Genomic DNA, 18,859 nt, shown 5'->3' on the forward strand with positions numbered 1-18,859 from the left:
CTCGGCTCCGATCCTGGTCCTACGGGGTCACGGCCCGCGGCCGCCGCCCTGTCGTCACGCTCCGTGCGTCCTGTCTGTATTGTCCCAGCGCGGCGGGCAGGCGCGCCGCGCACCCGCCCCCGCGCCGTCGGGCGTCAGCCCTGGTCGGCGGAGGCCTCCGCGTTCTCGGCGCCCGGACGGGCCACCAGCTCGACCTGGTCCACGGCGTTGCACCAGCGGCAGCGCACCGACTCGATCGTCTCGCTCAGCACCTCGGTCTCCTCGACCTTGGACTCGCCGGCCAGGTCGAAGTGCAGGAACTCGGTGACCCGCGCGGTGCGGGTCACGTCGAAGCGGGTGAGGTTTCCGCACAGGGTGCAGCGCCAGCGCGTCTCGGCGGTCAGGGCGGGGACGGTCATCGGGGGTCCTCTCGGGTGGTCCCTGGGTGGGCTAGGCGCTCCCCCCGGAGCCCCGGCGTCGGCGGCGGGAGGCGGGATTGCCCGCCCCAAGCCTATTGCCTGAGGCAACCATCCCGGCCACCAGTCAGGAGAACGAGCGGGCTAGTCCACCTGCCGTACAAGGCCGTGTCACACGCCCGACACGGAGGGATGCTTGGCCGCATGGCACTGACGGCCCCCGGGCACACCGACGCGCGGGGCGAGCACCCGTCCGTGCCCGCCCCGGCGGTCACCTACGCCCTGATCGCGGTCAACACCCTGGTGTTCCTGCTGGGCCCGGCCGCCGGGCTCAACCCGCTGTACGGCACCGGCCAGTCCCGGCTCTGCGCGGAGCAGCGGTACGAGCAGCGCTGGGGCGTCATCCCCACCGAGGTGCTGGCCGGCCGCCCGCTGACCGCCGAGCAGCTGGCCCAGGCCCCCGACCCGGCCCCGGGCTGCCCGGCCGCGCCCACCCCGGGCAAGCACCCGGCGCTGTCCGTCCTCACCGGGCTCTTCGTGCACGCCGGCTGGCTGCACCTGCTGGGCAACCTGCTCTTCCTCCACGTCTTCGGCCCCACCGTCGAACGGCGGCTGGGCCGGGCCCGGTTCGCCGTCTTCTACCTGGCCGCCGGCAGCCTGGCCACGTACGGCTTCGCCCTCGCCGAGGCGCACTCCCCGGGCTCCACCCGGGTGCTGATCGGCGCCTCCGGCGCGATCTCCGCCGTCCTCGGCGCCTACCTGCGCTTCCATCCGCGCGCCCGGGTGACGACGCTCGTCCCGCTGCTGCTGTTCCTGCCGCTGCGCTTCCCGGCCTGGCTGGTGCTCGGCCTCTGGTTCGCCCTGCAGTGGTGGTCGGTCCACTCGGCCGGGCCCGGGGTGGCCTATCTGGTTCACGTGATCGGCTTCTCGGCGGGCTTCCTCTACGCCTGCACGGCGGTCAGCCACCCCCCGAGACGACCCGGCTGACGCCCGATACGCTGGCGGCACCCCACAAAGGAGCCCGAACAGTGATCACCGCCATCGTCCTGATCAAGACCAGTGTCGACCGCATCCCGGAGATCGCCGAAGCCATCGCGGCCATCGAGGGCGTCAGCGAGGTGTACTCGGTGACCGGTGGCTACGACCTGGTGGCGATGGTCCGGGTGCGCCGGCACGACGATCTGGCCGCGGTCATCCCGGGCCGGCTGAACAAGGTCCCGGGCGTGGCCCACACCGAGACCCAGATCGCCTTCCGCACCTACTCCCAGCACGACCTCGAGGCCGCCTTCGCCCTCGGCCTGGACGAGTAGGCCCCTCGGCCCCGCAGACCGGGCCCCTCAGCCCTGCTGACGCCCCCGGTCGACCTGCACGGTGGCGACGCAGCGCCCGCCCTCGTTGCGGTAGTTCCACGCGGCACCGTCCGTGACCAGCTCGCGCACGGCGGTCAGGAAGCGGTCGACGTGCTCGTCCGGGGTCCCGGCCCCGAAGCTCACCCGGATCGCGTTCAGGCTGCGCTCGCCGGGCAGCGACGGCTCGGGCGCCCCGCACTCGGAGGGGGAGACCTCTTCGTCCCCGAGCAGGGTGCGCAGCAGCGGGTGCGCGCAGAACAGGCCGTCGCGGACCCCGATGCCGTACTCGGCGGACAGCGCGGCCGAGAAGTGCGAGCTGTTCCAGCCCTGGACGACGAAGGACAGCACGCCCACCCGGGCCGCCTCGGCGCCGAACAGGGTCAGCACCTTGACCTGCGGGATCTCCGCCAGCCCGGCGGTCAGCCGGGCGATCAGCTGCCGTTCCCGGGCCTCCAGCACGTCGAAGCCCGCCTCGCTCAGCGCCCGGCAGGCCGAGGCGATCGCGTAGGCGCCGATGACGTTCGGCGAGCCGGCCTCGTGCCGGGCCGGACCGGAGTGCCACTGGACGGCCACCGAGCCGTCGGTCCCCCGGGCCACCGTCCGGGTCGCCCCGCCGCCGGCCAGGTACGGGTCGGCCGCGTCCAGCCAGTCCGCCCGGCCGGCCAGCACGCCGGCGCCGAAGGGCGCGTAGATCTTGTGGCCGGAGAAGGCGATCCAGTCGACGTCCAGCTCGCGCACCGAGACCCGGTGGTGCGGGGCCAGCTGGGCGGCGTCCAGCACCACCCGGGCGCCGTGCCGGTGCGCGGTCCCGGTCAGCTCGGCGACCGGCCACAGCTCGCCGGTCACGTTGGAGGCTCCGGTGACGCAGAGCAGCTTGGGGCCCTCGGGCGCCTCGGCGAGCGCGGCGTCCAGGGCGGCGACCGCCTCGGCGTGCGAGCGCGGCGCGCGCAGGTAGTGGACGTCGAGCCCGGCGTGCGCCCAGGGCAGCAGCGAGGCGTGGTGCTCGGTCTCGAAGGCGAACACCCGGGTCCCGGCCGGGACGGCCGAGGCGAGCAGGTTCAGCGAGTCGGTGGTGGCCCGGGTGAAGACCACCTGGTCGCCCTCGCGCAGGTCGAGGAACTCGGCGACGGTGCGGCGGCTCTGCTCGAACAGGTCGGTGGACAGCTGGGAGAGGTACCCCGCGCCGCGGTGCACGCTGCCGTAGTAGGGGGCGTAGGCGGAGACGTCGTCCCAGACCCGCTGGAGCGCCGGGGAGCTGGCCGCGTAGTCGAGGGCCGCGTACCCGACCTTCTCGCCGCTGGCGAGCGGGACCTGGACGTCGTGGCCGAGGACGGCGAGGGGGGCGCAGATTTCGGTGGCGATCGACATGAGGATGCACTCCTTCTGGGGGTGTGGGACCCCGGGAGTGCTAAGTCGTCGGGCGTCCGCGCTTGCCGCACGGACGATTCGCCGAGCGACCCGGTCCTCACCCAGGGCACCCCGCCACGGACGGAGGGTTGCCGGACAGCAAGCTGGGGCTTGACGCTGTCACTCATGACCTGGCCAAGACTCTAGGTCGCGCCCAGCGAGTGGTCAAACAGGCATCCACCATCCGGACAGCCGAGGAGCCCGCGCCGGCGTTCCGGCACGGGCTCCCAAGTACCGCCTCACACCCGGCTGGTGGCCTCCGACCAACGCCGCAGCAGCTCCTGCGCCGCGCCCGAGTCGATGGCCCGCTCGGCCCGCGCCATGCCCGCCGCGAGCTGTTCGGTGAGCGGCGCCTCACCCAGGTCGAGCGCGACCAGCGCCGCCGCCGTGTTCATCAGGACGGCGTCCCTCACCGCCCCGCGCTCGCCGGCCAGCAGCCGCCGCGCGACCTCGGCGTTGTACGAGGGGTCCGCCCCGCGCAGCGCCTCGATGCCGACCAGCTCGACGCCGACGTCCCGCGGGTCGAAGGCGGTCTCGGTGACGGTCCCGTCCCGCACGATCCACACCTGCGAGGTGGTGGTGATGGTCAGCTCGTCCAGGCCGTCGTCGCCCCGGAAGACCAGGCCGGTCGAGCCGCGCCGGGCGAGCACGCCGGCGATCAGTCCGGCGAGCCGGGTGTCGAAGCAGCCGATCGCGTGCGAGGTGACCTTGGCCGGGTTGGTCAGCGGGCCGAGGATGTTGAACGCGGTCGGCACCCCGAGGTCGCGCCGGGCGGTGGCGGCGTGCCGCATCGACGGGTGGAACTTGGCCGCGAAGCAGAAGGTCAGCCCGACCTCCTCGGCGATCTCGGCGACCCGCCGGGCCGACAGGTCGAGGCGGACGCCGAGCTTCTCCAGCACGTCCGAGGAGCCGCTGGCCGAGGAGGAGGCCCGGTTGCCGTGCTTGACCACCTTGGCGCCGGCCGCGGCCGCGACGATCGCCGACATGGTGGAGATGTTGACGGTCTTGGCCCGGTCGCCGCCGGTGCCGACGATGTCCACGGCCGGGCCGGGGATGTCCAGCGGCTCGGCGTGCGCGTACATCGCGTCCACCAGGCCGGTGATCTCGTCGACCGTCTCGCCCTTGGCCCGCAGCGCCACCATGAACCCGGCCACCTGGACGGGGGACGCCTCGCCGCTCATGATCCGGTCCATCGCCCACGCGGTGGCCGAGCGGTCGAGGTCCTCCCCCTTCAACAGCGCCGCCAGGACGTCCGGCCAGGTGCGGACCACCTGCGCGGGTGCGGTACCACCGTTCGCAGGGTTCACGTTCACCATGGCTGACTCCAGCTGTTGTCGGGTTCCCCGCGTCGGGGGGACGTCCGTACGGATGGAGTCAGCCTATCGACCGGCGGGGTTCCCGCGGCGGCGTCTTCTCTAGTCCTGAGACGGCACCGCTCAGCGGCTGACGGGCGCCCGCTTGGCCAGCCGCGCCCGCAGCAGGGTGGCGACCGCCTCGGCCAGCGCCACCGGGTCCACCGGGCGCGAGATCGCGGCGTCGGCCCGGCTCCAGGCGGCCAGCCAGGAGTCCTGCGGCCGGCCGATCAGCACCAGCACCGGCGGGCAGCCGTAGATCTCGTCCTTGAGCTGGCGGCCGAGCCCGAGCCCGCCGGCCGGCACCGCCTCGCCGTCCAGGATGCAGAGGTCCACGCCGCCCTTCTCCAGTGCCTTCAGCACCGCGGGGGTGGTTGCGCACTCCAGGTAGGACAGTTCCGGAAGGTCCTCGACGGGCCGGCGGCCGAGTGCCGTCAGCACCTGCTCTCGGGTGTTGCGGTCATCGCTGTAGACGAGGACGGTGAGCGTCTCGTCGGTCGTGTACGCCATGGGCCCTGCTCCCTCAAGTGTGATCCGGACCACGTTCGCCTGATCCGGATGCTACTCCCGATCACCCGTCGCCGAGTCCCCCTCGCGGACCTTCCTCCTCAGCCGCCGCGCCCGCGACTCACCCGCCCGGAGGACGGCCCGTCACCCGGACCCGTCCAGACCACCCGTACGGCCGATAAGGGGCCCGCGCATTACCCCCGGAGGCTCCGCCAAGCGTGCAACGACGCGCTGGGCAACGGGGTCGCGGGCCCCTTCGAGGAACCGTCAGAAAAGGGACACGCCGCTGCTCAGCCGCCATTGGGGCCCCCCACCGCCCTCCAGGGGGGCATACCGCACGCACCGGACACTCCGAGGGACACCCCCCGGCGTGAAGACGGAATAAGGGACCGACATAATGTCCGTCGTGGCGACAGCAACAGCAGTAGAAACCGGGCACGCGCACGGATCGGTCAACCGGCCGAACATGGTCAGCGTCGGAACGATCGTCTGGCTCAGTTCCGAGTTGATGTTCTTCGCGGCCCTCTTCGCGATGTACTTCACGCTCCGCTCCGTCAAGGGAGCCGAGTTCTGGACCGAGAAGGCGCACGCCCTCAACGTGCCCTTCTCCTCGGTCAACACCACGATCCTGGTGCTCTCCTCGCTGACCTGCCAGCTCGGCGTGTTCGCTGCCGAGCGCGGGGACGTGAAGAAGCTCCGCTCGTGGTTCGTCATCACCTTCGTGATGGGCGCGATCTTCATCGGCGGCCAGATCTTCGAGTACACCGAGCTGGTCAAGAAGGACGGCCTCTCGCTGTCCTCCGACCCGTACGGCACGGTGTTCTACCTGACCACCGGCTTCCACGGTCTGCACGTGACGGGTGGTCTGATCGCCTTCCTGCTGGTCCTGGGACGGACGTACGCAGCCAAGCGCTTCACGCACGAGCAGGCCACCGCCGCGATCGTCGTGTCGTACTACTGGCACTTCGTCGACGTCGTGTGGATCGGCCTGTTCGCGACCATCTACCTGATCAAGTAACCAGCTGATCAGGTCGCTGGCCACCGGCTTCGGTCCCCGCCCTCACCGGCGTCGGGCCGATTCTGCCGGTGGCGACGCTCCCACCGACCGACCGCGCGCGCAGCCCTAGACAGGCAGCCTCGTGCCGGCCAGACCGGCCGCCGGGTGCACCCACCAGTCGACCAGATCCTGACACCGGGGTTATTCCGTGAAAAAGCTCTCCGCACGACGGCGCCACCCATTGGCGGCGCTGGTCGTCCTACTTCTCGCCCTGGCGGCAACCGGGGGGCTGTACGCCGCGTTCGCGCCCGCCGACAAGGCGCAGGCCGACGTCGCCGCGCAGTCGCTCGCGATCGATGAGGGCAAGAAGCTCTTCGCCGTGGGCTGCTCCTCGTGCCACGGCCTGAACGGCCAGGGCAGCAGCGACGGTCCGAGCCTGGTCGGCGTCGGCTCCGCCTCTGTCGACTTCCAGGTCGGTACCGGCCGCATGCCGGCCCAGCAGCCCGGCGCCCAGGTGCCGCGCAAGAAGAACATCTACTCGCAGGCGGAGATCGACCAGCTCGCCGCCTTCGTCGCCTCGCTCGGCCCCGGCCCGGTGACGCCGACCCCGGAGCAGTACACCTCGACCAACCCGGACGACATCTCCAAGGGTGGCGAGCTGTTCCGCACCAACTGCGCCCAGTGCCACAACTTCGCCGGCCAGGGCGGTGCCCTGACCAAGGGCAAGTACGCCCCGTCGCTGGAGGGCGTGGACGCCAAGCACATCTACGAGGCCATGCAGACCGGCCCGCAGAACATGCCGTCGTTCCCGGACACCACCATGCCCGAGGAGCAGAAGAAGCAGATCGTGGCCTTCGTCCGCCACACCACCTCCGATGAGCCCAACCCCGGTGGTCTCACGCTCGGCAGCCTCGGTCCGGTGACCGAGGGTCTGTTCGGCTGGATCTTCGGTCTCGGCACGCTCATCGCGGTCGCGATCTGGGTCGCCGCCCACACCACCAAGGCCAAGAAGTCATGAGCCACGACATGTCAGAAGAGAAGCTTCCGGAGTCACACGGCTCCGCCGGTGACGTCGCCGCGCACGGCGACCCGTTCGCCGACCCGGGCCTTCCGGCCCACGAGCCCCGCCGCACCGACATCGACGAGCGGGCCGCCCAGCGGGCCGAGCGTCAGGTCTCGCTGATGTTCGTGGTCTCGATGCTCGCCACCATCGGCTTCATCGCCTCGTACGTGGCCATCGACCCGGACAAGATCGTCTACATCTTCCCGCTCGGTCACGTCAGCGCGCTGAACTTCGCGCTCGGCCTGACCCTGGGCGTCGCGCTGTTCATGATCGGCGCGGGTGCGGTCCACTGGGCCCGCACGCTGATGTCGGACGTCGAGCTGCCGGCCGAGCGCCACCCGATCGAGGCTGACGACGAGGTCCGCGCGGACGTCATCGAGCAGTTCAAGACCGGTGCCGCCGAGTCCGGCTTCGGCCGCCGCAAGATGATCCGCAACACCCTCATCGGCTCCATGGCGCTGGTCCCGCTCTCCGGCGTGGTCCTGCTCCGCGACCTCGGGCCGCTGCCCGAGAAGAAGCTGAAGGAGACGGGCTGGAACGAGGCGACCCCGGCCAAGCCCCTGCAGCTCATCAACATGAGCACCAACCTGCCGATGAAGGCCGAGGACATCGTCATCGGCTCGCTGACCTTCGCCATGCCCGAGGGTCTGCACGTCCACGACGAGGACTTCCAGCAGGCGATCGCCAAGGACGCCCTGATGCTGGTGCGCATCGCGCCGGACGACATCAAGGACGACCGGTCGCGGGAGAAGGCCTTCGAGGGCATCCTCGCCTACTCCAAGATCTGCACCCACGTCGGCTGCCCGATCAGCCTGTACGAGCAGCAGACCCACCACGCGCTCTGCCCCTGCCACCAGTCGACCTTCGACCTGGCGGACGGCGCGCGCGTGATCTTCGGCCCGGCCGGCCACCCGCTGCCGCAGCTGAAGATCATCACTGACGAGAAGGGCTACCTGGTCGCCACCGGCGACTTCGACGAGCCCGTCGGCCCGAGCTACTGGGAGCGTGCTCGATGAGTACGAGCAGCACCACCGGTGCCGCCAAGCCCGCCAGCACGCGCGCCAAGCCCGCCAACAAGTGGGAGGCCGCTGCTGACTGGACGGACGGCCGGGTGGGGATCTACTCCCTCGCCAAGGCCAACCTGCGCAAGATCTTCCCGGACCACTGGTCCTTCATGCTGGGCGAGATCTGCCTCTACACGTTCGTCATCATCATCCTGACCGGTGTCTACCTGACGCTGTTCTTCAAGCCGTCGATGGCCGAGGTCGTCTACAACGGCTCGTACGTGCCGCTCAAGGGCATCGGGATGTCCGAGGCGTACGCCTCGACGGTGGACATCAGCTTCGAGGTCCGCGGCGGTCTGCTGATCCGGCAGATCCACCACTGGGCCGCCCTGGTCTTCGTGGCCGCGATGCTCGTGCACATGATGCGCGTGTTCTTCACCGGCGCGTTCCGCAAGCCGCGTGAGATCAACTGGGTCTTCGGCTTCCTGCTGCTGATCCTGGGCATGTTCGACGGCTTCTTCGGCTACTCGCTGCCGGACGACCTGCTGTCGGGTACCGGTATCCGGTTCATGGAAGGCGCGATCCTCGCCGTCCCGCTGGTCGGCACCTACATCCAGATGTTCCTGTTCGGGGGCGAGTTCCCCGGCCACGACATCGTGCCGCGCTTCTTCACGATCCACGTGCTGCTGATCCCGGGCATCATGCTCGGCCTGCTGGTGGCGCACCTGATCCTGGTCTTCTACCACAAGCACACCCAGTGGGCGGGCCCGGGCAAGACCGAGAAGAACGTCGTCGGCATGCCGCTGATGCCGGTCTACATGGCCAAGGCCGGTGGCTTCTTCTTCCTGGTGTTCGGTCTGATCGCCGCCATCTCGGCGATCGCCACGATCAACCCGATCTGGGCGTACGGCCCGTACCGCCCGGACCAGGTGTCCACGGACGCCCAGCCCGACTGGTACATGGGCTTCTCCGAAGGCCTGATCCGCGTCATGCCGGGCTGGGAGGTCGGCCTGTGGGGCCACACCCTGAACCTGGGTGTCTTCATCCCGCTGATGATCTTCCCGCTGGTCCTGGTCTCGATCGCGGTCTACCCGTTCATCGAGGGCTGGATCACCGGCGACAAGCGCGAGCACCACATCCTGGACCGCCCGCGCAACGCGCCCGTCCGCACCGCGCTCGGCGCCGCCTGGATCAGCCTGTACCTGGTGCTGCTGGTCGGTGGTGGCAACGACCTGTTCGCCACCCACCTGCACCTGTCGATCAACTCGATCACCTACTTCGTCCGCGTCGGCTTCTTCGCGGTGCCGGTCATCACCTTCATCGTCACCAAGCGCTGGTGCCTCGGCCTCCAGCGCCGGGACAAGGAGAAGGTGCTGCACGGCCGCGAGACGGGCGTCATCAAGCGCCTGCCGCACGGCGAGTTCGTCGAGGTGCACGCCCAGCTGCCGCAGAAGGACCTGTACAAGCTCACCGCGCACGAGCAGGTCCAGCCGGTCGAGCTGCCGGCCCAGACGGACGAGAACGGCGTGGCCAGCAAGGCCGGCCTGCTCGGCCGCACCCGGGCCAAGCTGTCCCGCGGCTTCTACGGCGGCAGCGCCCAGATCCCCAAGCCGACCTCCGAGGAGCACCACGAGATCACCAGCGGCCACGGCCACCACTGATCCCGTACGCCCCGCAGCGTCACACCCGAGGGCCGCTGACCAGAGTTCTTCTGGTCAGCGGCCCTCGGGCTTTCCCGTCCCCCGTCCGCACCCTCCAGGAGCTCCCGTGCAGCTGTCCGTCGACCCCGCCGCCGCCACTCCCCCGTACGAGCAGATCCGGGCCCAGATCGCCGAGCGGGCCCGTTCCGGCGAACTGCCGACCGGGCTGCGGCTGCCCACCGTCCGGGCCCTGGCCGAGGAGCTGGGGCTGGCCGCCGGGACGGTCGCCCGGGCGTACCGGGAACTGGAGGCGGACGGCGTGGTGGAGACCCACGGCCGGCGCGGCACGCTGATCGCGGCCACCGGCGACACCGCGCACCGGCTGGCCGCCGCGGCCGCCGCCGAGTACGCCGAGCGGGCGACCCGGCTCGGGCTCCCGCGGGCGGATGCGCTGGCCGCGGTGGACGCCGCCCTGCGGCTGGCCTACCAGGAGGCCTGAGAAGGCGCTCCAGGGGCCCTCAGGCCTCCGGGCGGATCATCCCCGAGGCGTGGGCCTGGGAGGCCGGCGCGGTGGTGCTGACGGGCTCTCCGAGGGCACTGTGCTTGACCCAGTCCGTCCAGGAGATGTTCCAGTCCCCGAAGCCGTTGCCGAACGGCTCCATGGTGGCGCCGCGGCTGTTCACCACCGTCACCAGGTCCCCCACCCTGGTGTTCTGGAAGAACCACTTGGCGTTCTCGGTGCTCATGCCGGTACAGCCGTGGCTGACGTTCTCCAGGCCCTGCGAGCGGACCGACCAGGGCGCCGCGTGGACGTACTCGCCGCTCCAGGTGACGCGGGTGGCCCACTCCACGTTGAGGTCGTAGAACTCCGAGCTCCCGGCCTTTATCCCGATCGTCTCGCCGTTCATCCGGACGGACCGCTCCTGGCCGAGCACCACCTTGACGCCGTTGCGGGTGTCGAAGCCGGGCTTGCCGGTGGTCACCGGGATGCTCCGGACCAGCTCGCCGTCACGGCTGAGGGTGAGCACGTGGGCGGCCGCGTCGACCACCGTCTCGACCCGTGCGCCGATCCGCAGGCCCAGCGTGCTGCGGTCGCCGCCGTAGAGGCCGTCCTCGATCCGGACGCCGGTGCCGTCGAAGGCCAGCGAGACGGTGGTGCCGGCCGGCCAGTACTCCTGCGGGCGGAAGTGCAGTTCCTTGTCGCCCACCCAGTACCAGGCGCCGGTGACGGCGGGCTGGGAGCTGACGGTCAGGACGCGCTCGACCTCCTGGCGGGCCTGCGGGTCCTGCACCGCCTCGGAGAGCTGCACGGTGAGCGGCTGGCCGACGCCGTAGATGCCGCTGCCGGAGGAGTCCGGGCCCAGCTTGGCGGTGAGCAGGCGCTGGGCGGCGAGGGTGCTGAAGTCCGCCGTGGTGTCGCCGCGGCCGCCCTTGCCGTCGTCGGCGGCGATCCGCACCGAGTAGTCGGTGTCGGCCTTCAGCCGGCCGGTGGTCTGCCAGCTGTGCTGGTCCTCGGCGAGCTGACCGGCCACCACCCGGCCGTCCGGGCCGGTCACGGTGACGTCGGTGAGCCGGCTGCCGGGCACGGACGTCACCGTGAGCGGCTTGGAGGGGTCGACCTTGCCCCCGCCCTCGGCCGAGAGGTGGACGAACGCGGCCGCGTCGATCCGGTGGGGGCCGACCGCCTCGCCGCCGCCGGACGAGCAGGCGGCCAGCGGGGCCAGTACTGCGAGGGTCAGCGAGATGCCGCCGATACCTGCGATTCCGCGCCTGTCGGCCATGAAACGCCTCCGAGGGTCCGCACGATTGCTCAGATCGTAGGAACGAGGCTGGCCGAAGCGACATCGGAGCGACCCCGCGTTCACCCGGGTGAGTGGTTTCGTCACCCTGGAGACGCAACGGGGCCGGTCCTCCCCGTGCGGGAGGACCGGCCCTGTCGTCGTCGGCGGAACCCGGGAACCTACTGGTTCTGGTTCTCGCCCCGGTAGAACTCGAAGACCCAGCCGAAGAGGCCGATCAGGATGATCGGGATCGACCAGAACAGCAGCCACCAGCCGAAGATCACTCCGAGGAACGCCAGCGAACCGCCGATCGCCAGGGAGAGCGGCTGCCAGCTGTGCGGGGCGAAGAAGCCCAGCTCGCCGGCGTCGTCCGCCACCTCGGCCTCGGGGTTGTCCCCCGCGCCGCTGTCCACCCGGCGGGCGGTGAAGGCGAGGTAGTACCCGATGAAGGCGCAGAGCGCGAAGGCGAGGAACAGCGCCGTGGTGCCGGCCGCCTCGATCCCGTGCTCCGAGTGGTTGGTCCACAGGCCGTAGGTGACGGCCATCGCGAGGACGAAGACGGCCAGGCCGAGGAAGATCTTTCCCTGTTCCTTCATCAGACGTCGCCCTCCTTCTTGCCCTTGTCCAGCTTCGGGGCGTCGTACTTCGCCGGGGTCACGCCGGCGAGGTGCTTGGCCGGCTCACCGTGGTTCTCCAGGTAGTCCAGCGCGGCGATCTCCGGGTGGTGGAGGTCGAAGGCCGGGGATTCGGAGCGGATCCGGGGCAGGGTGAGGAAGTTGTGCCGCGGCGGCGGGCAGGAGGTCGCCCACTCCAGCGAACGGCCGTAACCCCACGGGTCGTCGACCTCGACCTTCTCGCCGTACTTGGCCGTCTTCCACACGTTGTAGAGGAACGGCAGCATCGAGGCGCCGAGCACGAACGACCCGATGGTCGAGACGGTGTTCAGCGTGGTGAAGCCGTCCGAGGCCAGGTAGTCGGCGTAGCGGCGGGGCATGCCCTCCGCGCCGAGCCAGTGCTGGACCAGGAAGGTGGTGTGGAAGCCGAAGAACAGCGTCCAGAAGGTGATCTTGCCGAGGCGCTCGTCCAGCATCTTGCCGGTCATCTTCGGCCACCAGAAGTGGAAGCCGGCGAACATCGCGAAGACGACGGTGCCGAAGACCACGTAGTGGAAGTGGGCGACGACGAAGTACGAGTCCGAGACGTGGAAGTCGATCGGCGGGGAGGCCAGCAGCACACCGGTCAGACCACCGAAGAGGAAGGTGACCAGGAAGCCGACCGTCCAGAGCATCGGCGTCTCGAAGCTCAGCGAGCCCTTCCACATGGTGCCGACCCAGTTGAAGAACTTCACACCGGTCGGGACCGCGATCAGGAAGGTCATGAAGGAGAAGAACGGCAGCAGCACCTGCCCGGTGACGTACATGTGGTGCGCCCACACCGTCACCGACAGACCGGCGATCGCGATGGTGGCCGCGATCAGGCCGGAGTAGCCGAACATCGGCTTGCGGCTGAAGACCGGGATGATCTCCGACACGATGCCGAAGAACGGCAGCGCGATGATGTACACCTCGGGGTGGCCGAAGAACCAGAACAGGTGTTGCCACAGCATCGCCCCGCCGTTGGCGGGATCGAATACGTGGGCCCCGAATTTTCGGTCCGCCTCCAGGGCGAACAGCGCGGCGGCCAGGACCGGGAAGGCCAGCAGGACCAGCACGGCGGTCAGCAGGACGTTCCAGACGAAGATCGACATCCGGAACATCGTCATGCCGGGGGCGCGCATGCAGATGATCGTGGTGATGAAGTTGACCGCACCGAGGATCGTGCCGAAGCCGGAGAAGGCCAGACCCATGATCCACATGTCGGCGCCGACGCCCGGCGAACGGACCGCGTCCGACAGCGGGGAGTAGGCGAACCAGCCGAAGTTGGCCGCGCCGTTCGGGGTCAGGAAGCCCGCCACCGCGATGGTCGAACCGAAGAGGTACAGCCAGTACGCGAACATGTTCAGACGCGGGAACGCCACGTCCGGGGCGCCGATCTGGAGCGGCATGATCCAGTTCGCGAAGCCGGCGAACAGCGGCGTCGCGAACATCAGCAGCATGATCGTGCCGTGCATCGTGAACGCCTGGTTGAACTGCTCGTTCGACAGGATCTGGGTCCCGGGACGAGCCAGCTCGGCGCGCATGACCAGCGCGAGGATGCCGCCGATCAGGAAGAAGGCGAACGACGTGCCCAGGTACAGGGTGCCGATCGTCTTGTGGTCGGTGGTGGTCAGCCACTTGATGATGGTCGAACCCGGCTTGCGGGTCCGCTGCGCCCCGACCGTGACGGCCCCGGCGCCCCCGCCGGCCGCGGCGGGCTCGTTGAGGATGGTCACTTCTCTTCACTTCCCATGGTCGTGATGCCGGAGGGCAACGCGCCGGTCTGGCCCTTGGCCCGGAGGTCCGCCAGGTGCTTGTCGTAGTCGGCGCGGTCGACGACCTTGACGTTGAACAGCATGCGCGAGTGGTCGGTGCCGCAGAGCTCCGCGCACTTGCCCATGTACTCGCCCTTGACGGTGGGGGTGACCTCGAACCGGTTCACCACGCCCGGCACGACGTCCATCTTCATCATGAAGTTGACGGGCCAGAAGTCGTGGATGACGTCACGCGAGGTCAGCCGGAACTGCACCGACTCGTCGACCGGCAGCCAGAGGGTCGGAACCTCCTTGGGCGTACCGACGTCGTACGCGGCGTCCTTGTTGGCCGGGTCGGGGTTCTCGGTGTTCTCGTAGTTGAACGCCCAGCTCCACTGGAAGCCGACCACGTTGACCGTGTGCTGCGGCTTCTCGGAGACGGCGATCAGCTTCGACTCGTCGCGGGCGACGAAGTAGAAGAGCACCGACACGATGATGATGGGGACCGCGGTGTAGAGCGCCTCGATGGGCACGTTGTACCGGGTCTGCGGGGGGACCTCCACGCCGGTGCGGCTGCGCCGGTGGAAGATCACGCTCCAGATGATCAGACCCCACATCAGTACGCCGACCACCAGAGCCGCGATCCAGGAGCCCTGCCACATCTGGAGGACCATCGGCCCTTCCTTGGTGACGGGGCTCGGGAGGCCAAGCCTGGGGAGGTCGTTGGCCGAGCAGCCGGTGGCGGTCGCGATGACGAGGCCCAGTGCCAGCGCCTGAGGCAGCTTCCGCCGCATCGTGCGCCGCGGCGAGCGGTCGGAGCCGTTGGGACTCACGTAGCGCCTTCCCGAAGTCTCGCCCGCCTTCGCGTCGCCCCGCGGAGGATTGTGAGCCTCCCCGGCGACCCGTCCACGGGCACGGTTTGAATGCTTATGCGGGCCAAACCCTACTCCAGCCTTATGCGCTCCTGACGGGCAGCCCCCGGTAACGCGCCGCCCGGTCGCCCGATCAGGCCCGGCAGGGGCTGCGCCGCAGGTCATCGTAGGCATTCGAGGTCCTTACGCCCGATCGGGGGATGACCTCGAACCACGCGGGTGACGGTCCGTCGGACGCGGACGAAGCGGACATTCGGGGTGATCGACTGACGGCCGGTAAGCGACGTCGTCGGACCGGAAAGCCTCCGGGTGTGTCGTTAAATGTGACCGTGTACTTCGATGCGGCCTCGACGGCCCCTCTGCACCCCGTCGCACGACAGGCGCTGACCGCCGCCCTGGACGAGGGCTGGGCCGATCCGGCCCGGCTGTACCGCTCCGGCCGGCAGGCCCGGATGCTGCTGGACGCCGCCCGCGAGACGGTGGCCGAGGCCCTGGGAGCCCGGGCGGACGAGATCGCCTTCACCGCGAGCGGGACGCAGGCGGTGCACCTGGGCATGCTGGGCGCGCTGGCCGGCCACCGGCGGCGCGGCGGCCACCTGGTGCACTCGGCGGTCGAGCACTCCAGCGTGCTGCACGTCGCCGAACGTCAGGAGGCGGGCGGCGGCACCGTCTCGGTGGCGCCGGTGGACCGCGCCGGCCGGGTCGACCCGGACGTGTTCGCCGCGCTGCTGCGCGCGGACACCGCGCTGGCCGTCCTGCAGAGCGCCAACCACGAGGTGGGGACGGTCCAGCCGGTCGGCGAGGTCGCCGGACACTGCCGCGAGGCCGGTGTCCCGCTGCTGGTCGACGCCGCGCAGAGCGTCGGGCGGGTGGACGTCCCGGCCGGCTGGTCGCTGCTGACCGCCAGCGCGCACAAGTGGGGCGGGCCGCCCGGCGTCGGGGTGCTGGCGGTGCGCAAGGGCGTCCGGTACGCCTCGCCGCTGCCGGCCGACGAACGCGAGGGCGGGCGGGTGCCCGGCTACGTCAACGTCCCGGCGATCGTCGCCGCGGCCGCCTCGCTGCGGGCCGTCCGGGCCGAGGCCGCGCGGGAGAACGCCCGGCTCCACGCGCTGGTGGAACGCATCCGGGCCCGGGTGCCGCAGCTGGTGCCCGAGGTGGAGGTGGTCGGCGACCCGGTGCGGCGGCTGCCGCACATCGTCACCTTCTCCTGCCTGTACGTGGACGGCGAGGTGCTGCTCACCGAACTGGACCGGGCGGGCTTCGCGGTCTCCTCCGGCTCCTCCTGCACCTCCTCCACCCTGACGCCGAGCCATGTGCTGGCCGCGATGGGGGTGCTCACCGAGGGGAACGTCCGGGTCTCGCTGCCGCCCGGGACGGCCGAGGCCGACGTCGAACGCTTCCTCACCGTGCTGCCGGAGCTGGTGGCGGGCGTCCGGGCGCCGTTCGGGCTGGACCTGTCGGCCCCGGAGCCGGAGCCGGCGGCCGGGCCCCTGCTGGTGATCGACGCGCTGGGCAAGCGCTGCCCGCTGCCGGTCATCGAGCTGGCGAAGCGGATCGGCGAGGTGCCGGAGGGCGGCACGGTCGCCGTGCTCGCGGACGACGAGGCGGCCCGGCTGGACATCCCGGCCTGGTGCGGGATGCGCGGCCAGGAGTACGCGGGCGAGGCCCCGGCCGCCGACTACGGCGGCGACCGGGGCTCGGCCTACCTCGTCGTCCGGCGGACTACTTGACCAGGTGCGCGCGGATGTCCGCGGCGGCCTCGGCGCCGTAGGCGCCCTCGAAGCGCTTCAGGAAGGCGGTCGGGCGCAGCTCGTACTCCTGGGTGCCGACGGTCTCGATCACCAGGGTGGCGAGCATGCAGCCGAGCTGGGCGGCGCGCTCCAGGTCGAGCTGCCAGGACAGGCCGGTCAGGAAGCCGGCCCGGAAGGCGTCGCCGACGCCGGTCGGGTCGACCTTCGCCTCCTCGGCGGCGCAGCCGACCAGGATCGCCGCCTCGCCCTTGCGCTCGATCCGCACGCCCTTGCTGCCCAGGGTGGTGATCCGGGTGCCGACCCGGGTGAGGATCTCCTCGGCGTCCCAGCCGGTCTTGCTCTCGATCAGCGCGGCCTCGTACTCGTTGGTGAAGAGGTACGCGGCGCCGTCGACGATGTCGCGGATGTCGTCGCCCTCCAGGCGGGCCAGCTGCTGGGAGGGGTCGGCGGCGAAGGCGAAGCCGCGGGTGCGGCACTCCTGGGTGTGGCGGACCATGCCCTGCGGGTCGTCGGCGCCGATCAGGACGAGGTCGAGGCCGCCGACGCGGTCGGCGATCGGCTTGAGCTCGATGTTGCGGGCCTCCGCCATGGCGCCGGTGTAGAACGAGGCGATCTGGTTGTGGTCCTCGTCCGTGGTGCACATGAAGCGGGCGGTGTGCCGGGTCTCGGAGATGTGGACGGAGTTGCAGTCCACGTTGTTGCGCTCCAGCCAGCTGCGGTACTCGGCGAAGTCCGCGCCGGCCGCGCCGACCAGGATCGGGCGCAGCCCGAGCACGCCCATGCCGAACGCGATGTTCGGCGCGACTCCGCCGCGGCGGATGTCCAGGGTGTCGACCAGGAAGGACAGCGACACGGTGTGCAGCTGCTCGGCGACGAGCTGGTCGGCGAACCGACCGGGGAACGTCATCAGATGGTCGGTGGCGATCGAGCCGGCGACGGCGATACGCACGGGAGGTCTCCTCAGGATGGCTGCGGGGCCAACGGGCAAGCACGGGTGAACCCACACACGGTACCGGGCTCGGGGCGGGCGGCAGCAAGACCGCCGCAATCCGCCGGCCCGCAGTGCCATCGTGGCACCCGTCACCGTCGAACGTGTACTACCTCCGGGTAGCACTGGTGGGTGGGCCGAACCCCGGCCTAGGGTCGGCAGCAGGGGCCCCGCCGAGCCGGGCGGGCCCCGTCGTCGACCGTGGCAGTGCGGCCACGGCCATGGATCGGAGCGATGCCCGATGATGCCCAGCCACGCCCCGCTGCCCGCCCTCCGGACCGAAGCCGACGGCGAGAGCCTCGACGCGCTGGTGAGTTCGTCCCGGCGGCTGCGCCGGTTCTGGCCGCTGCTGGCGACCGGTCCCGAGCCGGCCGCGCCCGCCCGGGAGGGGTTCCGGGTGCCGTCCGACGCGCAGCGGCTGGTCGCCGGGATGGCCGAGTACGGCATGTGACCCGGCGCCCGCCCCGGCCCGGGGCGGGTGGAACCGAAGTGGAACCGGATCCGACCGGGTCACGTCACATCCGCGCGGAGCGGCCGAGCGGGCGGCACCGCTGAGCCCTCGGGAGGATGTGCAGATGGACCTGGAGACGATGCCCCGGCGCGGTCGGCGGGCGGTGGCCCTGGCGGGCCTGGCGCTGGCGGCGGTGGTGACGGTGGCCGGGTGCAACGGGGACGGCAAGACCTCGTCGGACTCGGCGGCGGGCGGTGCGGCCACGACCTCGGCGGGCGCGAGCGCCTCCCCGGAGGCCCCGGCGTCCTCCGGCGCCCCGTCCGCGCCGGCTCCGACGGCGAGCCCGTCGGCCACGTCGGACCAGCCCGGCCAGACGCCGCCGACCAAGTGGGCCCCCACCGCGGCCTCGCCCGCCCCGGGGCAGCCGTCGACGGCCGGTTCCGGGGGCACTCCCCCGGGCCCCGGGATCGCGGTGGGCGAGCCCGACCCGGCCGGGTCCGGGGCGCGCCCGGCGGTCTCCTACCGGGTGGACGGCAGCAACGGGCTGACCGTCTACTTCTTCGGCGGGGTCTGCCAGAAGTACGCGCTGAAGGCGGACGAGTCGCACCCCGGCCGGGTGGACGTCAGGATCGTGGTGGCGGCGCCGGTGCAGCCCGGGCAGGTCTGCAACGCGCTGGCCAAGCGGCAGTCGGTGTCCGCCGATCTGCGCTCGCCGCTGGCCGGGCGGACGGTGACCGACCAGTCGAGCGGCCAGAACGTGCCGCTGGAGGCCGATCCGCACATGGGCCCGGACCCGGTCACTCCGGACGTCGCCGGCCAGTAGCCGCGACAACGGTGCGGAACGGCCAGCGCGGGGCGGCTGCGCACGCCGTCCAGCCCGTGCTGCTCGCGCTCGACCCGGCCGAGGACGTGC

Annotated in this window: 19 protein-coding genes and 1 riboswitch; of the genes, 10 read left to right on the plus strand and 9 right to left on the minus strand. The window is 71.1% G+C overall.

Translation table 11 applies throughout. The features are described 5' to 3' along the window. Positions 1 to 134 precede the first annotated feature (134 nt). Positions 135 to 398: a hypothetical protein gene (locus tag AB0O82_RS12920; RefSeq protein ID WP_363582998.1), complete on the minus strand. Its 264-nt coding sequence runs from the start codon at positions 396 to 398 to the stop codon at positions 135 to 137. A gap of 201 nt (positions 399 to 599) precedes the next feature. On the opposite strand from AB0O82_RS12920, the gene AB0O82_RS12925 reads away from it, so the two are divergent. Both AB0O82_RS12925 and AB0O82_RS12930 read left to right on the plus strand, forming a co-directional pair. Further along, the gene (locus AB0O82_RS12925) at positions 600 to 1,382 is read left to right on the plus strand and encodes a rhomboid family intramembrane serine protease (RefSeq protein ID WP_363583000.1); all 783 of its coding nucleotides are present in this window, start codon (positions 600 to 602) and stop codon (positions 1,380 to 1,382) included. Between the two features lie 41 nt (positions 1,383 to 1,423). Next, complete coding sequence (locus AB0O82_RS12930; protein ID WP_063347281.1) at positions 1,424 to 1,705, plus strand: Lrp/AsnC ligand binding domain-containing protein; 282 nt, start codon at positions 1,424 to 1,426, stop codon at positions 1,703 to 1,705. Between the two features lie 27 nt (positions 1,706 to 1,732). Here AB0O82_RS12930 and AB0O82_RS12935 read toward each other — a convergent pair whose 3' ends face one another. The 3 genes from AB0O82_RS12935 to AB0O82_RS12945 form a co-directional block, all read right to left on the minus strand. After that, a complete protein-coding gene (locus AB0O82_RS12935) occupies positions 1,733 to 3,112 on the minus strand; it encodes an aminotransferase class V-fold PLP-dependent enzyme (RefSeq protein ID WP_363583002.1) in 1,380 nt (459 codons plus the stop codon). A 53-nt stretch (positions 3,113 to 3,165) separates the two neighbouring features. Further along, positions 3,166 to 3,283: riboswitch (SAM riboswitch) on the minus strand. Between the two features lie 107 nt (positions 3,284 to 3,390). Further along, entirely contained in the window at positions 3,391 to 4,467 is a 1,077-nt protein-coding gene (gene trpD, locus AB0O82_RS12940) for an anthranilate phosphoribosyltransferase (protein ID WP_363583004.1), read from the minus strand. Between the two features lie 120 nt (positions 4,468 to 4,587). Beyond that, on the minus strand, positions 4,588 to 5,013 hold the full coding sequence (locus AB0O82_RS12945; protein WP_350886353.1) for a hypothetical protein: 426 nt from the start codon (positions 5,011 to 5,013) through the stop codon (positions 4,588 to 4,590). Between the two features lie 394 nt (positions 5,014 to 5,407). Here AB0O82_RS12945 and AB0O82_RS12950 point away from each other — a divergent pair, with 394 nt between their 5' ends. The 5 genes from AB0O82_RS12950 to AB0O82_RS12970 all read left to right on the plus strand — a co-directional run bounded on the left by AB0O82_RS12950 (position 5,408) and on the right by AB0O82_RS12970 (position 10,213). Continuing rightward, a complete protein-coding gene (locus AB0O82_RS12950) occupies positions 5,408 to 6,028 on the plus strand; it encodes a heme-copper oxidase subunit III (protein ID WP_063347284.1) in 621 nt (206 codons plus the stop codon). A 187-nt stretch (positions 6,029 to 6,215) separates the two neighbouring features. Further along, positions 6,216 to 7,025 (plus strand): c-type cytochrome, encoded by an 810-nt coding sequence (locus tag AB0O82_RS12955; RefSeq protein WP_063347285.1) that lies wholly within the window; start codon positions 6,216 to 6,218, stop codon positions 7,023 to 7,025. Between the two features lie 8 nt (positions 7,026 to 7,033). Then, positions 7,034 to 8,086: a Rieske 2Fe-2S domain-containing protein gene (locus AB0O82_RS12960; RefSeq protein ID WP_363583006.1), complete on the plus strand. Its 1,053-nt coding sequence runs from the start codon at positions 7,034 to 7,036 to the stop codon at positions 8,084 to 8,086. Then, positions 8,083 to 9,735, plus strand: coding sequence for a ubiquinol-cytochrome c reductase cytochrome b subunit (locus tag AB0O82_RS12965; RefSeq protein WP_363583008.1), 1,653 nt, complete (start codon positions 8,083 to 8,085; stop codon positions 9,733 to 9,735). The genes AB0O82_RS12960 and AB0O82_RS12965 overlap by 4 nt, the downstream gene beginning before the upstream one ends. Before the next feature lie 106 nt (positions 9,736 to 9,841). After that, positions 9,842 to 10,213, plus strand: a complete 372-nt coding sequence (locus tag AB0O82_RS12970; RefSeq protein WP_063347288.1) for a GntR family transcriptional regulator — start codon at positions 9,842 to 9,844, stop codon at positions 10,211 to 10,213. Between the two features lie 19 nt (positions 10,214 to 10,232). Here AB0O82_RS12970 and AB0O82_RS12975 read toward each other — a convergent pair whose 3' ends face one another. The 4 genes from AB0O82_RS12975 to coxB all read right to left on the minus strand — a co-directional run bounded on the left by AB0O82_RS12975 (position 10,233) and on the right by coxB (position 14,717). After that, on the minus strand, positions 10,233 to 11,495 hold the full coding sequence (locus tag AB0O82_RS12975) for an Ig-like domain-containing protein (protein ID WP_363583010.1): 1,263 nt from the start codon (positions 11,493 to 11,495) through the stop codon (positions 10,233 to 10,235). A gap of 179 nt (positions 11,496 to 11,674) precedes the next feature. Beyond that, a complete protein-coding gene (locus AB0O82_RS12980) occupies positions 11,675 to 12,091 on the minus strand; it encodes a cytochrome c oxidase subunit 4 (protein ID WP_063347290.1) in 417 nt (138 codons plus the stop codon). Then, on the minus strand, positions 12,091 to 13,866 hold the full coding sequence (gene ctaD, locus AB0O82_RS12985; protein ID WP_063347291.1) for a cytochrome c oxidase subunit I: 1,776 nt from the start codon (positions 13,864 to 13,866) through the stop codon (positions 12,091 to 12,093). The genes AB0O82_RS12980 and ctaD overlap by 1 nt, the downstream gene beginning before the upstream one ends. Further along, the gene (gene coxB, locus AB0O82_RS12990) at positions 13,863 to 14,717 is read right to left on the minus strand and encodes a cytochrome c oxidase subunit II (protein ID WP_363583012.1); all 855 of its coding nucleotides are present in this window, start codon (positions 14,715 to 14,717) and stop codon (positions 13,863 to 13,865) included. The genes ctaD and coxB overlap by 4 nt, the downstream gene beginning before the upstream one ends. A 368-nt stretch (positions 14,718 to 15,085) precedes the next feature. Between coxB and AB0O82_RS12995 the strand changes: the two genes are divergently transcribed. Further along, positions 15,086 to 16,486: an aminotransferase class V-fold PLP-dependent enzyme gene (locus AB0O82_RS12995; RefSeq protein WP_363583014.1), complete on the plus strand. Its 1,401-nt coding sequence runs from the start codon at positions 15,086 to 15,088 to the stop codon at positions 16,484 to 16,486. Here AB0O82_RS12995 and AB0O82_RS13000 read toward each other — a convergent pair. Next, complete coding sequence (locus AB0O82_RS13000; RefSeq protein WP_363583016.1) at positions 16,479 to 17,456, minus strand: carbohydrate kinase family protein; 978 nt, start codon at positions 17,454 to 17,456, stop codon at positions 16,479 to 16,481. The two genes, AB0O82_RS12995 and AB0O82_RS13000, sit on opposite strands and share 8 nt — an antisense overlap. A 280-nt stretch (positions 17,457 to 17,736) precedes the next feature. On the opposite strand from AB0O82_RS13000, the gene AB0O82_RS13005 reads away from it, so the two are divergent. Continuing rightward, the gene (locus tag AB0O82_RS13005; RefSeq protein ID WP_350886337.1) at positions 17,737 to 17,946 is read left to right on the plus strand and encodes a hypothetical protein; all 210 of its coding nucleotides are present in this window, start codon (positions 17,737 to 17,739) and stop codon (positions 17,944 to 17,946) included. Between the two features lie 124 nt (positions 17,947 to 18,070). Continuing rightward, positions 18,071 to 18,769, plus strand: a complete 699-nt coding sequence (locus AB0O82_RS13010) for a hypothetical protein (RefSeq protein WP_363583018.1) — start codon at positions 18,071 to 18,073, stop codon at positions 18,767 to 18,769. The last annotated feature ends 90 nt before the right edge of the window (positions 18,770 to 18,859 follow it).

The organism is Kitasatospora sp. NPDC088264 (assembly GCF_040685715.1).
In the GTDB taxonomy this organism is placed as follows: Bacteria; Actinomycetota; Actinomycetes; order Streptomycetales; family Streptomycetaceae; genus Kitasatospora.

Bases quoted from the DNA above. Each gene is read 5' to 3' on its own strand.
- AB0O82_RS12920 (WP_363582998.1), bottom strand. From the start codon at position 398: ATGACCGTCCCCGCCCTGACCGCCGAGACGCGCTGGCGCTGCACCCTG.
- AB0O82_RS12925 (WP_363583000.1), top strand. From the start codon at position 600: ATGGCACTGACGGCCCCCGGGCACACCGACGCGCGGGGCGAGCACCCG.
- AB0O82_RS12935 (WP_363583002.1), bottom strand. From the start codon at position 3,112: ATGTCGATCGCCACCGAAATCTGCGCCCCCCTCGCCGTCCTCGGCCAC.
- trpD (WP_363583004.1), bottom strand. From the start codon at position 4,467: ATGGTGAACGTGAACCCTGCGAACGGTGGTACCGCACCCGCGCAGGTG.
- AB0O82_RS12945 (WP_350886353.1), bottom strand. From the start codon at position 5,013: ATGGCGTACACGACCGACGAGACGCTCACCGTCCTCGTCTACAGCGAT.
- AB0O82_RS12950 (WP_063347284.1), top strand. From the start codon at position 5,408: ATGTCCGTCGTGGCGACAGCAACAGCAGTAGAAACCGGGCACGCGCAC.
- AB0O82_RS12960 (WP_363583006.1), top strand. From the start codon at position 7,034: ATGTCAGAAGAGAAGCTTCCGGAGTCACACGGCTCCGCCGGTGACGTC.
- AB0O82_RS12965 (WP_363583008.1), top strand. From the start codon at position 8,083: ATGAGTACGAGCAGCACCACCGGTGCCGCCAAGCCCGCCAGCACGCGC.
- AB0O82_RS12975 (WP_363583010.1), bottom strand. From the start codon at position 11,495: ATGGCCGACAGGCGCGGAATCGCAGGTATCGGCGGCATCTCGCTGACC.
- AB0O82_RS12980 (WP_063347290.1), bottom strand. From the start codon at position 12,091: ATGAAGGAACAGGGAAAGATCTTCCTCGGCCTGGCCGTCTTCGTCCTC.
- AB0O82_RS13005 (WP_350886337.1), top strand. From the start codon at position 17,737: ATGATGCCCAGCCACGCCCCGCTGCCCGCCCTCCGGACCGAAGCCGAC.
- AB0O82_RS13010 (WP_363583018.1), top strand. From the start codon at position 18,071: ATGGACCTGGAGACGATGCCCCGGCGCGGTCGGCGGGCGGTGGCCCTG.